This is a genomic window from Nocardioides sp., from assembly GCF_050699375.1.
Lineage (GTDB): Bacteria > Actinomycetota > Actinomycetes > Propionibacteriales > Nocardioidaceae > Nocardioides.
In genome coordinates this window covers 17,199-31,359 of the sequence record NZ_JBOHDN010000299.1, presented here as the reverse complement: position 1 = coordinate 31,359, position 14,161 = coordinate 17,199, and the positions used below count along the sequence as shown (strand labels likewise).

13 protein-coding genes are annotated in these 14,161 nt (G+C 70.6%); 5 read left to right on the top strand and 8 right to left on the bottom strand.

Features of this window, described 5'->3' with window-relative positions; all coding sequences use genetic code 11:
• Positions 1 to 797, bottom strand: a 797-nt coding sequence (locus ACRDPS_RS21470; protein ID WP_431503698.1) for an ABC transporter permease, incomplete at its 3' end; no start/stop codon positions are given.
• 77 nt (positions 798 to 874) lie between these two features.
• On the bottom strand, positions 875 to 2,422 hold the full coding sequence (locus ACRDPS_RS21465) for an ABC transporter substrate-binding protein (protein ID WP_431503697.1): 1,548 nt from the start codon (positions 2,420 to 2,422) through the stop codon (positions 875 to 877).
• 151 nt (positions 2,423 to 2,573) lie between these two features.
• Between ACRDPS_RS21465 and ACRDPS_RS21460 the strand changes: the two genes are divergently transcribed.
• Positions 2,574 to 3,452, top strand: coding sequence for a MurR/RpiR family transcriptional regulator (locus ACRDPS_RS21460; RefSeq protein WP_431503696.1), 879 nt, complete (start codon positions 2,574 to 2,576; stop codon positions 3,450 to 3,452).
• Between the two features lie 28 nt (positions 3,453 to 3,480).
• On the opposite strand, the gene ACRDPS_RS21455 is transcribed toward ACRDPS_RS21460, so the two are convergent.
• A complete protein-coding gene (locus ACRDPS_RS21455; RefSeq protein ID WP_431503695.1) occupies positions 3,481 to 4,410 on the bottom strand; it encodes an Lrp/AsnC family transcriptional regulator in 930 nt (309 codons plus the stop codon).
• A 210-nt stretch (positions 4,411 to 4,620) separates the two neighbouring features.
• Between ACRDPS_RS21455 and speB the strand changes: the two genes are divergently transcribed.
• Genes speB through ACRDPS_RS21435 form a run of 4 tightly spaced genes read left to right on the top strand, consistent with a single transcriptional unit; the run spans position 4,621 to position 10,176 of the window.
• Positions 4,621 to 5,613, top strand: coding sequence for an agmatinase (gene speB, locus ACRDPS_RS21450; RefSeq protein WP_431503694.1), 993 nt, complete (start codon positions 4,621 to 4,623; stop codon positions 5,611 to 5,613).
• Positions 5,613 to 7,247: a thiamine pyrophosphate-binding protein gene (locus ACRDPS_RS21445; protein WP_431503693.1), complete on the top strand. Its 1,635-nt coding sequence runs from the start codon at positions 5,613 to 5,615 to the stop codon at positions 7,245 to 7,247. Before speB ends, ACRDPS_RS21445 begins: the two co-directional genes overlap by 1 nt.
• A gap of 56 nt (positions 7,248 to 7,303) precedes the next feature.
• A complete protein-coding gene (locus ACRDPS_RS21440) occupies positions 7,304 to 8,797 on the top strand; it encodes a sodium:solute symporter (RefSeq protein ID WP_431503692.1) in 1,494 nt (497 codons plus the stop codon).
• Positions 8,794 to 10,176 (top strand): NAD-dependent succinate-semialdehyde dehydrogenase, encoded by a 1,383-nt coding sequence (locus ACRDPS_RS21435; RefSeq protein WP_431503691.1) that lies wholly within the window; start codon positions 8,794 to 8,796, stop codon positions 10,174 to 10,176. Before ACRDPS_RS21440 ends, ACRDPS_RS21435 begins: the two co-directional genes overlap by 4 nt.
• Positions 10,177 to 10,191: 15 nt before the next feature.
• Here ACRDPS_RS21435 and ACRDPS_RS21430 read toward each other — a convergent pair whose 3' ends face one another.
• Genes ACRDPS_RS21430 through ACRDPS_RS21410 form a run of 5 tightly spaced genes read right to left on the bottom strand, consistent with a single transcriptional unit; the run spans position 10,192 to position 14,126 of the window.
• On the bottom strand, positions 10,192 to 11,217 hold the full coding sequence (locus ACRDPS_RS21430) for an FUSC family protein (RefSeq protein WP_431503690.1): 1,026 nt from the start codon (positions 11,215 to 11,217) through the stop codon (positions 10,192 to 10,194).
• Positions 11,218 to 11,246: 29 nt separating this feature from the next.
• A complete protein-coding gene (gene catC, locus ACRDPS_RS21425) occupies positions 11,247 to 11,528 on the bottom strand; it encodes a muconolactone Delta-isomerase (RefSeq protein WP_431503699.1) in 282 nt (93 codons plus the stop codon).
• 41 nt (positions 11,529 to 11,569) lie between these two features.
• Positions 11,570 to 12,112, bottom strand: a complete 543-nt coding sequence (locus ACRDPS_RS21420; protein ID WP_431503689.1) for a nuclear transport factor 2 family protein — start codon at positions 12,110 to 12,112, stop codon at positions 11,570 to 11,572.
• A gap of 11 nt (positions 12,113 to 12,123) precedes the next feature.
• A complete protein-coding gene (gene pcaD, locus ACRDPS_RS21415; RefSeq protein ID WP_431503688.1) occupies positions 12,124 to 12,912 on the bottom strand; it encodes a 3-oxoadipate enol-lactonase in 789 nt (262 codons plus the stop codon).
• Complete coding sequence (locus ACRDPS_RS21410) at positions 12,912 to 14,126, bottom strand: acetyl-CoA C-acetyltransferase (protein ID WP_431503687.1); 1,215 nt, start codon at positions 14,124 to 14,126, stop codon at positions 12,912 to 12,914. Before ACRDPS_RS21410 ends, pcaD begins: the two co-directional genes overlap by 1 nt.
• Between the last annotated feature and the right edge of the window lie 35 nt (positions 14,127 to 14,161).

The following is a 14,161-nucleotide window of genomic DNA, read 5'->3' as shown; positions in this document are numbered from 1 at the left end:
TCCAGCCCGAGCAGCACCTGGCGCCCGATGCCGGGGATCGCGAAGATCTGCTCGATCACCAGCGCCCCACCGAGCAGGAAGCCGAACTGGAGACCGCTCATCGTCACCACCGGGATCAGGGCGTTGCGCAGGATGTGCCGCACCTGCAGCCGGCGGCCTGGCACTCCCTTGGCGCGCGCGGTCCGGATGAAGTCCTCGGAGCGGACGGTGAGGATCGCGGCGCGCGTGGTCTGCAGCAGCGGCGGGGCGATGCTGATGCCGAGCACGAGCGCGGGCAGCAGCATCTGCTGCAGGTTGAGCCCGAGGTCCTCACGCAGCGTGCGGTAGCCCTCGCCGTTGGGATACCAGCCGATCGTGTCGACCAGCCAGCTCGACACCGCGGCGGCGAGCAAGAACGACGGCACCGAGAGCGCGACCAGGCTGGTCAGCTGGCTGATCTGGTCACGAGCCCGTCCGGGACGGCTCGCTGCCAGCATTCCGCCGGGCACGCCGATGAGGAGGCCGATCGCGATGCCGAGCACGGCGAGCTCGATGGTGATCGGCAGCGCCTGGGCGGTCATCGACAGCACGCTCAGGTGCGAGGTCGCCGAGACTCCGAGGTTCCCGGTGAGCACACCGCCGAGCCAGCCGAGGTACTGGGACAGGAGCGGCTCGTTGAGCCCGTAGTAGGCCTCCAGGGCCCGCAGCTGCTCCGGGGAGAGGTCACCCGCCGCGGTTCCGTACGCCGCGGTGATCTGGTCGCCGGGGACCACCCGAAGCAGCACGAAGGTGAACACCGAGACCCCGAGAAGGGTCACCACCGCCTCCCCGACACGCCGGGCCCCCGGGTGGTGCCCGACGGCGCCGACCCGGTGGGTGAGCCTGGACGTGGCGCTCAGGAGACCGACGCCTTCCACAGCGTCGAGATCGAGGCGTCCGCGCGCATCTCCAGCCCCTCCACACCCTTGTTGGCCACGACGTACATCTGCGGGGTGAAGAGCCAGACCCAGGCCGCCTGGTCGACCAGCTGCTGGGAGATCTGCTCATAGATCGGCCGGCGGGCCGCGGTGTCGGTGGTCGCGATGCCCTCGGCGAAGAGCTTGTCGAGCTCCGGGCTGTTGTAGCCCGCGACCTTGTTGAAGCTGCCCGCCTTGGTGAAGTAGCGGCCATACATCGTGTTCGGGTCCGAGCTGCCGCCGTTCATCGCGATCGCCGCGTCGAAGTCGGCGGCGAGCCACCGCTCGACATAGGCGTTGGAGTCCAGCGCCTCGACCTTGACCTTGATCCCGACCTTGCCGAGCTGTGCCTGGATGTTCTGCGCCTCGTCGACCGCGGTGGAGTAGAGACCCTGGGAGGTCATCAGGTTCAGTTCGAACCCGTTCGGCTTGCCGGCCTTGGCCAGATAGTCCTTGGCCTTGTCGAGATCCTGCTCGGCGCACGGCTGGGCGTCGGGGTCGGAGCGGTACTCCGGCGAGGTGACCGGTCCGGTCGGCTTCCCCGACCCAAGGGCCGCGGAGTCGATCACGTCCTGTCGCGAGATGGCGCACTGGATCGCCAGCCGGGCGTTGACGTTCGAGAGCGTCGGTGAGGTCGCCCGCAGCTGCAGCACGTGGTAGGACAGCGAGTCGACCGTCGTGCTCTCGGTCTGTCCCGAGGTCGCGGTCTTCGCGGTCACCGGGTTGTCGAAGATCGCCACGCCCACGGCGCCGGTCTTCAGCGATGACACCATCGACTGCTCGTCGGGAATCACGCGGAACTCGACCGTTGCCGCGCCCGGCTTCCCCGCGAAGTAGTCGGCGTTGCGCGTGAGCGTGATCGACTCGTTCGGCGTACGGCTCTTGAACTGATAGGGGCCCGAGCCAACCGGCTCGGTCTCCAGGCTCTTCGCGTCGACGTCGGCGGGGACGATCGCGGTGTTCACCCCGGTCAGCCCGGAGACGAAGGACGCGTCGGGCTGCTTCAGCGTCACCACGACCGTCTGCGGGTCGGGGGCCTCGATGCCGGCCACGGAGGTGAAGTACGACGCCGAGCTCGCGCTCGAGGCCGGGTCGATGATCTTCTCGTAGGTGTGCTTGACGTCCGCGGAGTCGAGGGCAGACCCGTCGCTGAAGGTGACACCGTCCTGGAGCGTGAAGGTGTAGGTCTTCCCGTCCTCGGAGATCTCCGGGAGCTCGGCGAGCCCCGCCTCCGGGACGCCCTCGGCGTCGGTGTTGAGCAGCGGGCTGTAGATCTGGGACAGCACCTGGATCGACTGGGTCGAGGTCGCGGTCCAGGGCACCATCTGTGCCGGGTCGGCGGAGATCCCGAAGACCAGGGTGCCGTTGGCGTCGGACGAGGTGTCGTCGCCGCCGCAGCCGGAGAGCCCGGCCGCGAGCAAGGTGACCACGACGGCGCTGGCGCCCGTCGCGAGAGTGTGTCTTCCGTGTCGTCGCTGGGTGCTCACGGATCCTCCAAGAGGTGGGGCCAAGAGGTCGGGCTCCTGCCTGCAGTGGCGTCGCCCGCGGATCTCTGGATCCTATGACAAAATGTTTCCGCTGTGACCCGTCACGGGTCAATTAGTGACATCGATGTGTGGCCGAGCCGAGCGAGGGACGATGACCGAGGACATCCTGGTACGCCTGCGGCAGGCCCTGCCCGGGCTCCGGCCGAGCGAGCGTCGCCTGGCGGAGGCGGCCCTGGCCGACCCGGGCGTCGTCGCCGGGCTGACCATCACCGAGCTCGCCGCTCGCCACGAGACCTCGACCGCCACCGTCACCAGGCTGTGCCGCAGCCTGGGATTCACCGGCTACTCGGCCTTTCGGCTGGCACTGGCTCGGGCCGGCGCGAACGAGTCCGGCCGCCGGATCGAGTTCGGCGTCTCCGAGGGTGACATCGACCCGGCCGACACGACTCGCGACGTCGTACGCAAGCTCGCCTACCAGGAGGCACGAGCGGTCGAGGAGACCGCGGACAGGCTCGACCTCGACCGGCTCGACCGGGTCGTCGCCGCGATCACGAGCGCTTCGGTCGTCGACGCCTACGGGTCGGCCTCGAGCGGCCTGGCCGCACAGGACCTCCAGCAGAAGCTGCGCCGCATCGGCTACCAGGTCAACGCCTGGGCCGATGCCCACCTGGCCCTCACCAGCGCGGCCGTGCTCCCGACCGACGCCGTGGCCGTCGCCTTCTCACACTCCGGCGAGACCGAGGAGGCGATCTCCGCCCTGCGTATCGCCGCCGGCCGGGGTGCCTTCACCGTCGCCGTCACCAACTTCCCGCACTCGCCGCTGGCCGAGCTCGCCGACGCCACGCTCACCACCGTCTCGCGCGAGACCCGGTTCCGCTATGGCGCGATGTCGAGCCGGATGGCCCAGCTCATGATCGTCGATGCCATCTTCCTCGGCGTCGCCCACGAGAACCCCGACGATGTCACCGCCGCCCTCGGGGCCACCCTGGACGCCGTCGCGTCCCGGCGCATCGACCCGACCAAGGGCTGAGCCGCCTCGTCCGTACGCGCCGGGTCGGTCAGTCGACGCCCAGGTGCAAGGAGGCGTACGTCTCCTTGACGAAGCGGAGGTGGCTCCAGGTCTCGGTCTCGCGAACGCCGTCGAGGTCGCGGATGTGGTCGAGGACCTCGACCAGGTCGCCGGAGGTCGCGGTGGCGACCGTCAGCAGGGCGTCGTAGCGGCCCAGCGTCCTGGCCGCGAAGGTCACCGAGGCCCACTGGGCGATCTGCTCGGTGATCGGGCGGTGGGCGGACCCGTCGAGACGAAGCCCGATGCCGGTGGCAGTACGTCGCTCGTGACCCGAGTGGCGCACCACGGCGCCGACCCGGACGACGTTGCCCGCGAGCAGCCCGACCACACGGCGCCGCGCGCCGGCGGGGGAGAGGCCCACGCTCGCGGCCAGATCGACGTACGAGGCACGGCCGTTCGACTGCAGCGCGCGCAGCAGGGCGTAGTCGGTCTCGTCGAGCGACCCGGCCGCGGGCGCACGGCCTACCGGGGCAGCGACGTCGCGGAGGACCTCGGTGTAGAGCAGGGTCTCGGTGGAGACGATGCCCTCGATCGCGCGTACCTCGGCGAGCGCGTCATCGATCTGGACGATGTCGCCGGCGCGGATCTCCAGGACCAGGGCGTGGTGGCCACTGGTCATCGACACCAAGGTGGTGTCATCGCGCGCCGCGGCGGCGTGCGCGACCCGCGTCGCTGAGCCGTTCACGCTGACCGAGACGTGGGCGAGGACGTCGTGACCGAGGACGGCCGGGTGGACGACTCCGCGGACGTCGATGTGCCCTTCGGACAGGAGCCGCTGGACCCGGGTGGCGGCGGCCGAGCGGGAGAGGTCGATCTGCGCGGCGATCTCCCGGTGGGTGAGGCGCCCGTCCTCCTCGAGCAGGCTGATGATCGCCTCATCAGTGCTGTCGAGCACGCCGGGTGCGATCTGGTTCGACATTTTTTGAGTACGCCTCCGATGGCAGATCGAGTTTCCGTGACGGTGTGACGGTGTGACTATGACAGATCAACCTGGTTCCGACGGCATATCAACAGTTCTGGCGGGCATGTAAAGAACGAAGTGATTGCGGTGGTCCTCGGAATGAACTTAGAGTGACGCGGATCTCATTCGACCCGGAGATGAGACCCCGCACCACCCGAAGGAGAACCCATGCCCGTCGGCCCCGTCGACGCCTCGAAGAACCCCCGTTACGCCGGCTTCGCGACCTTCGCGCGGCTGCCCCGCCTCGACCAGGTGGAGCACGCCGACATCGCCGTCGTCGGGGTCCCGTTCGACACCGGCGTCTCCTACCGGCCGGGTGCCCGCTTCGGCCCGTCGCACGTGCGTGAGTCGTCGCGTCTGCTGCGCCCCTACAACCCGGCGCTGGACGTCTCGCCGTTCGCGACCGCCCAGGTGGTCGACGCGGGGGACGTCGCGGCCAACCCGTTCCACATCAACGAGGCGCTCGACACCGTGCAGGCCTCGGCGCTCGAGCTCACCTCCGGCGGCACCAGGCTGGTCACGATCGGTGGCGACCACACGATCGCGTTGCCGCTGCTGCGTGCCGCGGCCGAGAGGCACGGCCCGGTGGCGCTGGTGCACTTCGACGCCCATCTGGACACCTGGGACACCTACTTCGGTGCCGAGTACACCCACGGCACTCCGTTCCGGCGTGCGGTGGAGGAGGGCATCCTCGACACCGAGGCGCTGTGTCACGTCGGCACCCGCGGACCCCTCTACGGCAAGAAGGACCTCGAGGACGACCGCCGCTTCGGCTTCGGGATCGTCACCTCCTCCGACGTCTTCCGCCAGGGCGTCGACGAGGTGGTCGAGAAGATCAGGCAGCGGGTCGGCAACCGTCCGGTCTACGTCTCGGTCGACATCGACGTGCTCGACCCGGCGCACGCCCCCGGCACCGGCACCCCCGAGGCGGGCGGGCTCACCTCGCGTGAGCTGCTGGAGATCCTGCGCGGCTTCGTCGGCCTGAACCTGGTCGGCGCCGACGTGGTCGAGGTCGCCCCGGCGTACGACCATGCCGAGCTGACCGGGGTCGCCGCCTCGCACGTGGCCTACGACCTGGTCTCGCTGCTCGCGATGCGCCATGCCGACGCGGAGCCCGAGGCAGACAAGCCCAAGGCAGACAAGACAGCGGGTGAGGCGTGATGAAGCGCAACGGCGGCGACGTCACCGTCGAGAGCCTGACCGCTCTCGGCGCGACCCACGTTTTCGGCATCCCGGGCCAGCACGCGCTGGGTCTCTTCGACGCCATCCGGCGCAGCGAGCTGAGCTTCGTCTCCTCCCGGGTGGAGAACAACTCTGTCTTCGCGGCCGACGGCTATGCCCGTACGACCGGCCAGGTCGGCGTGGTGTTCTGCTCCACCGGACCGGGGGCGCTCACCGCGCTGGGGGCACTTCAGGAGGCGTACGCAGCCTGCGTCCCGGTCCTGATGATCACCAGCCAGATCCCGCGCGACGGGCTCGGCGGAGCCCGCAAGGGGTATCTGCACCAGCTCGACGACCAGCAGGCCAGCGCCCGCAACGTCACCAAGTCCACCGCCACCGTCCGGGACGCGGCGGCCATCCCCGGGGTGCTCGCCGATGCATGGGCCACCGCCCAGGAGGCCCCGGCCGGACCGGTGTGGGTCGAGATCCCGCAGGACGTGCTCCTCGAGGAGGTCGTGGTGCCGCCGGTGACCGGGCTGGTCGCGTCGGCGCCCACGCCACGGCGTCCACGCCCCGAGGTGGTCGTCGAGGCCGCCCGCCTGCTCGCCGCCGCGGAGCGCCCGGTGATCCTCGCCGGGGGAGGCGTACGCCGCTCCGCCGGTGCTCCGCAGGCGCTGGTCGCCCTCGCCGAGGCCCTCGACGCGCCGGTGGTCTCCACCGCCGGCGGCAACGGTGCGATCCCGCTCGCGCACCCGCTGAGCGCGGGAGCGTGGATCGAGGACCGGCACTCCACCGACCTGCTGGAGGACGCCGACGTCCTGCTCGCGATCGGCACCTCCTTCGGTGAGGTGACCAGCAACTACGGCACCTTCGCCCCGCGTGGCCGGGTGATCCAGGTGGACGCCGAGGCTCGGGTGCTCGGCTCCAACCACGACGTGCTCGGCGTCCACGCCGACGCCGCCGCGGCTCTGGCCGATCTCGCCGCAGCACTTCCCGAGACCGACCCCGAGACCAAGCCCGAGCCTGGCCCGAAGCGGTCCGGTGCGAGCGTTGCCGAAGACCTGCGCACCCGGATCCAGACCAGGCTCGACGCCCAGGACCTCGCCGCCGAGCAGCGGCTGCTCGCCGACCTGCGCGCGGCCGTGCCCGCGGAGACCGAGACGTTCTGGGACATGACCATCGCGGCGTACTGGGCGTGGTCTGCCTGGGACCCGCGCACCGGTGGCTTTCACACCGCACAGGCCTCCGGCGGTCTCGGGCTGGCCTTCCCCGCGGCGATCGGCGCCGCGGTCGGGTCGGGACGGCGTACGTTCGCGGTCTCCGGCGACGGCGGCGCGATGTACTCCATCGCCGAGCTCGCCACCGCCCGCCAGCACGACGCCGATGTCACCTGGCTGGTGGTCGACGACGGCGGCTACGGGATCCTGCGGGAGTACATGACCGGTGCCTTCGGCGCCGCGACCGCCACCGAGCTCGCCCGGCCCGACTTCGTCCTCCTGGCCGAGGCGTTCGGCATCCCCGTGCACGCGGCGACCCCCGAGTCCGTCGGCGAGATCATCGCCGGCACCTTCGCCACCAGCGGACCAGCGGTCGTGGTTCTTCCGACGACCCTCCGCATGTTCTCCGCCACCTGACTGCGCTCGACCGACCACCCCCATCTGACCCCGCCCAACTGACCGGGAGCCCCCTCATGGATCTCACCATCATCGTCATATACCTCGCCGCCATGGTCGCCTTCGGCTGGTGGGGCAAGAGCCGGACCAAGGACAGCTCCGACTTCCTCGTCGCCGGCCGTCGGCTCGGGCCGCTGCTCTACACCGGCACCCTGTCCGCACTCGTTCTCGGCGGCGCCTCGACCGTCGGCGGTGTCGCGCTCGGCTATGAGTTCGGCCTCTCCGGGGCCTGGCTCGTCGCGGCGATCGCCCTGGGCGTCCTGGCGCTGAGCCTGTTCTTCGCCGGCAAGATCCAGCGGCTGCGGATCTTCACCGTCGCCCAGATGCTGGCGCTGCGCTACGGCGTCGGCGCGACCGCCGCCTCGGGTGTGGTCATGATGGCCTACACGCTGATGCTCGCGGTCACCTCCACGATGGCGTACGCGACCGTGTTCAACGTGCTCTTCGGCACCGACCGGGTCGTCTCCGTGCTGATCGGCGGCGTCATCGTGGTGCTCTACTCCACCATCGGCGGGATGTGGTCGATCACGCTCACCGACATGGTGCAGTTCACGCTGCAGACCGTCGGCATCTTCGTGCTGCTGCTGCCCTTCACCTGGAACCACGCCGGCGGCCTGGACGGGATCAGGGACCGGGCCGCGGACTCCGTCTTCGACCTCGGCGCGATCGGCACCGGGACGATCATCACCTACATCGTCGTCTACACCTTCGGCATGCTGATCGGGCAGGACATCTGGCAGCGCGTCTTCACCGCCCGCTCTCCGCGGGTGGCCCGCTGGGGCGGCACCGCGGCCGGCGTCTACTGCCTGGTCTACGGCGTCGCAGGCGCGCTGATCGGTGCCGCGGCGTCCACCTTCGTCAACGTCGATGACCGCAACGACGTCTATGCCACCATCGCCGAGTCGATCCTGCCCGTCGGTGTCAGCGGCCTGGTGCTCGCCGCCGCGGTGGCCGCTATGATGTCGACCGCCTCCGGTGCGCTGATCGCGACGGCGACGGTGGCCCGCACCGACGTACAGCCCATGATCGCCCGGCTGCTCGGACGCATCCCGGCGCGGATCCAGGACGAGTCGGAGAACCCCGAGCACGACGTGCTCGCCAACCGGATCTACGTCGTCGCGATCGGCCTCGCCGTCGTCGTCATCGCCTCCCTGCTCAGCGACGTCGTCTCGGCCCTGACCATCGCCTACGACATTCTCGTCGGCGGCCTGCTGGTGCCGATCCTGGGCGGCTTCCTGTGGCGCCGCGCGACCGGCACGGCGGCGGTGGTGGCGATGGCCACCGGCACCCTCGCCACGCTCGCGACGATGGCGATCGTCGGTGACGTGCTCGCCAACGAGCCGGTCTACGCGGGGCTCGTGGTCAGCGCGGTGGCGTACGTCGTCGTCAGCCTGCTCACCCCTCCGACCGACCCTGCCGTGATGCGGGAGTGGACCAGCCGGCTCGCCGGCGAGGGTTCGCCCGAAACGCCCAGCGACGCCGCCGCCCTGACCACCGAGGAGTCCCGATGACCAGCACCTCTCACCTCATCGCCACCACCGGCGAGGCGACCTATGCGGTCACCGACCCGGCCACCGGCGAGGTCCTGTCCACCTACTCGACCGCCACCGACGCCGAGATCGACGACGCGGTCACGGCCGCACACACCGCGGCGACCGGCTGGGGACGTACGACCTCGGTGGCCGAGCGCGCCGCGTTCCTGCGGCGGGTGGCCGACCTGCATGCCGAGCGTCGCGACGAGCTGGCCGCGATCATCGTGCGGGAGATGGGCAAGCCGCTGCCCGAGGCGGAGGGCGAGATCGACTTCTGCGTCGACATCTACACCTACTACGCCGAGCACGCCGGGCAGTTCCTGGCCGACGAGGTCCTCGAGGTCACCTCCGGTGCCGGCACCGGGGTCGTCCGCCGCTCGCCGGTCGGAGTCCTGCTCGGCATCATGCCGTGGAACTTCCCCCTCTACCAGGTCGCCCGGTTCGCGGCGCCGAACCTCGCCACCGGCAACACCATCGTGCTCAAGCACGCGCCGCAGTGCCCCGCCTCGGCAGAGGCGCTGGAGCGGATCTTCGCCGACGCCGGGTTCCCCGTCGGTGCGTACGTCAACATCTTCGCCACCAACGAGCAGATCGCCGAGGTCATCGCCGACCCGCGGGTCGCGGGCGTCTCGTTGACCGGCTCGGAGCGAGCGGGTGCGGCGGTGGCCGAGATCGCGGGGCGACATCTGAAGAAGGTCGTCCTCGAGCTCGGCGGCTCGGACCCGTTCATCGTGCTCTCCACCGACGACCTGGACGCCACCGTGGGCGCGGCGGTGGCCGCTCGGCTGGACAACACCGGCCAGGCATGCAACGCCGCGAAGCGGTTCGTGATCGCCCAGGGGCTCTATGACGACTTCGTCGCGAGGTTCACCGAGCGGCTCCTGGCCGAGGAGACCGGCGCGCCGCTGTCCTCGGTCGCCGCCGCGGAGAACCTCGCCCGGCAGGTCGACGTCGGCGTCGGTCAGGGAGCCGAGCTCGCCAGCGCCGGCGACCGGTCCGGGGCCTACTTTCCCGCAGGTGTCCTGACCGGCCTCGGCGCCGAGAACGACCTGGCCCGCCAGGAGCTGTTCGGCCCGGTCGCGATGGTCTTCTCCGCTGTCGACGAGGACGACGCCGTCCGGATCGCCAACGACACTCCGTACGGCCTCGGTTCGTACGTCTTCACCACCGATCCGGACCAGGCCGCCCGCGTCGCGGACCGGATCGAGGCCGGGATGGTCTTCGTCAACGGCGTCGGTGTGGAGAGCGCGGAGCTGCCCTTCGGCGGGATCAAGCGCTCCGGCTTCGGTCGAGAGCTCGGCCGGCTCGGGATGGACGAGTTCGTCAACAAGAAGCTGATCCGGACTGTGACCTCCTGACCTGCCCTGGGCAGGTCAGATCCGCGCAGCCGCCCGCTGCTTCGAGGACCGGAACGCCATCACGATCGCGAACGCGACAGCCACCCCGACCGCCGTCTCGACGCCGCGATCGAGGAGGAGGTCCGTCGCCGGACGCGAGCTGCCGAGCTGGCCCATCAGGAGTGCCATCGGCGTGATGAACAGCAGCGCGAGACCGTAGTTGCGGCCGACGAGAAGCTCGGTGACGATCTGGAGAACGACCACGGTCAAGACGATCAGAACCGGGCTCATCTCGAGCAGCAGGAGGGGAGCCGCGGTCGCCAGCCCGACGATGGTGCCGAGGATGCGGTGGGTGCCGCGGAGCAGCTGGTGGCTCAGGCCGTGCACAGTCAGCGGGGCTGCGGCGGCGACCATCGCCCAGTAGGGATGGCCGATGCCGGCGGCGAGGGCGATCGAGCCGGAGGCAGTGACGGCGAGGAAGAACCTCAGCGGGTCGATGCGGGAGAAGTGCGAGGGCGGGGCCGGGGTCTCGGCGGTCTGCTTGCGCAGGTAGGCGCCGACATTGCCGACGAGAACCGCGAAGAGGGCGCTGGCCAGGCTGATCCCGAGGGCGATCGGTACGTCCTCCCAACGGCCTGGGGCGGTGGCGACCGCGCCGTACCCGAAGATCACGAACAGCGGGCCGGACGGATGCCAGTCCATGACGTTGGACGCGTAGGACCCGGCCGTCGCGACAACGGCACCACCGACCAGGAGCAGCCAGCCGGGCCCGTCGAGCGCGGCGGTGATCGCCCCGAACGTCACCGCGATCACCAGCGAGACGCCGGCGGCGAGCTGCATGAGGGCCCGCGGGCGATGCAGCCGGTTGCGTCCGTAGAGAGCGGCGAAGGCACCGAAGGCGGCGTACAGGGTCCACTCGACGTGGTCCAGGGCGATCACCGTCAGCAGCGGGACGGCGACACTGATCCCGGCGCGCAGCGCCACATGGTGAGCCCCGGGCGTGGGATTGAGCCGGAACAGGTCGCGGAACGTCAATCGGGACGCCGTCGGGGATGAAGTCATGACCCCTTGATCGTACGTTTGTCGGCCGCTCAGGAGCTGAGCGAGGACGGGTGCGTGGCCAGCGGCGTCACCGAGATGTCCATGTAGGGGAACAGCGGCAGCCCCGAGAGGAGGTCGTGGAGCGCGTCGTTCGACTCGACGTCGAAGATCGACACGTTGGCGTACTCACCCACGACCCGCCACAGGTGTGGCCAACGTCCGGAGCGCTGCACCTCCTGCGCGTACGCCTTCTCGCGGGCGACCAGGTCGGCCTTGGCCTCGGGATCCATGTCCTGGGGGATCCGGACGTCCATGCGTACGTGGTAGAGCATCGTGATCAACTGCTTTCGGTCTGGTCTGGCGGTCCGAAGGGTCAGTCGCGGGCGGCTAGCCGTTCGACGGTGCGTACGTCGGCCGCGGCGCGGGCGGGGGCCCAGCCGTAGCGGCCGGGGGCCCAGTCCTCGTCGCCCGGGACCCAGTAGAAGAACGTCACGCGACGCTCCGCGAAGCGCCAGCGGCCGTCATCGCCACGGACCATCTGGTCCTGGTAGCGGCCGGCGGCGATGTGGGCGCGACCGTCGACGACGCAGGGCTGGTCGAGCCAGGTCGCGCCGGTCGCGGCATGGGCGGGTGAGCCTACGAGGTCGATCGTCTCGTTCGAGGAGAAGTGCCACCAGGCCGACAGCGGGCCGTCCTGGAGGTCGGCGAAGAAGGTGCGCAGCTCGTCGTGTCCGCGAGCCGTGGACAGTCCGGCGAAGGCGCCGTCGGGGGTGAACAGCTCGACCAGGTCGTCCCAGCGGCCGTCGTCCAGCGCCTGGCAGTAGTGCGCGCGCAGCTGCTGGATCGCGTGCAGATCCTCCAGGCGGCGTACGCGGGTGGCGAGGTCGTCGCCTGAGGCGACCTGGTCGTCGGTCATGCCCTCCTCGTTCATGCCACGGTGCCCCTCAGGTGGTCGATGATCGCGGGGGTGATGGTCTGCGGCTGCTCGGCGTTGGCCAGGTGGGCCGATTCCGGGACGACGAGGACCCGTCCGTCCTGCACGCTCTCGGCGATCGCCTCGAGGTGCGGCGGGGGAGTGGCCGGGTCGTCGGCGCCGGCGATCGCCAACGTCGGCGCGGAGATCTCGGGCAGGTCGGGGCGCAGGTCCATCGTCGCGATGACCTCGCAGCAGGAGGCGTACCCCTCGGCCGGCGTCGCCGCGACCATGGCCTCGCCCGCGGCCTTCACCTCGGGGTTGGCCTCGAGGTGGGCGGGGGTGTACCACCGGGCGACGACGGCTTCGGCCACCGACGGCGAGCCGTGCTCGCGTACGGTGGCGGCGCGGTCGTGCCAGGCGCTGGACGGGTCCAGCTTGGCGCCCGTGCACAGCAGGACGAGACGGTCGACGCGCTCGGGGTCTCGCGCGGCCAGGCGCATCCCGGTCATGCCGCCGAGCGAGAGACCCACGAAGTGGGCCTTCTGGACACCGAGGGAGTCGAGGAGGGCGACCACGTCGTCGGCGAGATCGTCGATTTCGTAAGGCCCCTGCGGGACGGGCGAGCCACCGTGTCCACGGGTGTCGTAGCGGACCACGCGGAAGTGCTGGGAGAGCTCCTCGATCTGCGCGTCCCACATGGCCATCGTGGAGCCGAGCGAGTTGGACAGCACGACGACCGGGGCGTCCTCGGGACCGCTGACGAGGTGGTGGACGGCCACGGCGCCCGCGTTCGCGGCCATCAGACGACCCGCTCGAAGATCGCGGCGAGGCCCTGGCCGCCGCCGATGCACATGGTCTCGAGGCCGTAGCGCGACTCGCGCCGTCGCATCTCGTGGGCCAGCGTGGCCAGGATGCGACCACCGGTGGCACCCACGGGGTGGCCGAGGGAGATGCCCGAGCCGTTGGGGTTGAGCCGTTCGTCGGTCGGGTCGATCTTCCACTCCTGCAGGCAGGCCAGCACCTGGGCGGCGAAGGCCTCGTTGAGCTCGATCACGTCGATGTCGTCGAGGGTGAGGCCGGCGCGTTCGAGCGCCGCGGCGGTCGAGGGGACCGGTCCGATGCCCATCACCTCGGGGCCGACACCGGCAACCGCCCACGACTTCAGTGCGAGCAGGGGGCGTAGGCCCCGGCGCTCGGCCTCTTCGCGGGTGGTGACGACGCACATGGCGGCGCCATCGTTCTGGCCGCTGGCGTTGCCCGCCGTCACGGTCGAGGCCTCGTCGATCTTGGCACGTACGGGCCGCAGGGCCGCGAGCTGCTCGAGGGTCGTCTCGGGTCGCGGGTGCTCGTCGCGGTCCACCACGATGTCGGGCTTGCCCCGGCGGCCGGGGACCGTCACGGGAATCAGCTCGTCGGCGAACTTGCCGGCCTCGTGGGCGGCACCGGCACGCTGCTGGGAGCGCACCGAGAACTCGTCCTGCTGCTCGCGGGAGATGGAGTAATCCCGGCGCAGGTTCTCGGCCGTCTCCAGCATCCCGCCCGGGACGGGGTGATCCTTGCCGCCGGCGGTCTCGCGGGCTCGGACCAGGCGGTCCATCAGCTCCACCGATCGGCTCTTGACGCCGGTACGCAACCCGAGCGCGTAGTGCTCGACGTTGGACATCGACTCGGCGCCTCCCGCCACGATGACGGTGCCGGCGCCGCTGGCGATCTGGGAGGCGGCGTACAGGACTGCCTGCAGGCCCGACCCGCAGCGGCGGTCGAGCTGGAGTCCCGGTACGCCCGTGCCGAGGCCGGCGTCGAGCGCGGCGATGCGGCCGATGGCCGGGTGCTCGCCGCTCGGGTAGCAGTTGCCGAGGATCACGTCGTCGACGTCACCCTCCTGCAAGCCGGTGCGACGCACGAGCTCGGAGAGGGTCGTGGACGCGAGGTCGGCGGCTGACAGTGAGGCGAAGGCGCCGCCGTAGCGCCCCACCGGGGTGCGCACGGGTTCGCAGATGACGATGTCGGGCATGTTCTGAACCTAATCGTGTCTTTCGATACTGTGAA

Coding starts and splice junctions, on each gene's coding strand:
- ACRDPS_RS21460 (WP_431503696.1), top strand. CDS start 2,574: ATGACCGAGGACATCCTGGTACGCCTGCGGCAGGCCCTGCCCGGGCTC.
- ACRDPS_RS21455 (WP_431503695.1), bottom strand. CDS start 4,410: ATGTCGAACCAGATCGCACCCGGCGTGCTCGACAGCACTGATGAGGCG.
- speB (WP_431503694.1), top strand. CDS start 4,621: ATGCCCGTCGGCCCCGTCGACGCCTCGAAGAACCCCCGTTACGCCGGC.
- ACRDPS_RS21445 (WP_431503693.1), top strand. CDS start 5,613: ATGAAGCGCAACGGCGGCGACGTCACCGTCGAGAGCCTGACCGCTCTC.
- ACRDPS_RS21440 (WP_431503692.1), top strand. CDS start 7,304: ATGGATCTCACCATCATCGTCATATACCTCGCCGCCATGGTCGCCTTC.
- ACRDPS_RS21435 (WP_431503691.1), top strand. CDS start 8,794: ATGACCAGCACCTCTCACCTCATCGCCACCACCGGCGAGGCGACCTAT.
- ACRDPS_RS21430 (WP_431503690.1), bottom strand. CDS start 11,217: ATGACTTCATCCCCGACGGCGTCCCGATTGACGTTCCGCGACCTGTTC.
- catC (WP_431503699.1), bottom strand. CDS start 11,528: ATGCTCTACCACGTACGCATGGACGTCCGGATCCCCCAGGACATGGAT.
- ACRDPS_RS21420 (WP_431503689.1), bottom strand. CDS start 12,112: ATGACCGACGACCAGGTCGCCTCAGGCGACGACCTCGCCACCCGCGTA.
- pcaD (WP_431503688.1), bottom strand. CDS start 12,912: ATGGCCGCGAACGCGGGCGCCGTGGCCGTCCACCACCTCGTCAGCGGT.
- ACRDPS_RS21410 (WP_431503687.1), bottom strand. CDS start 14,126: ATGCCCGACATCGTCATCTGCGAACCCGTGCGCACCCCGGTGGGGCGC.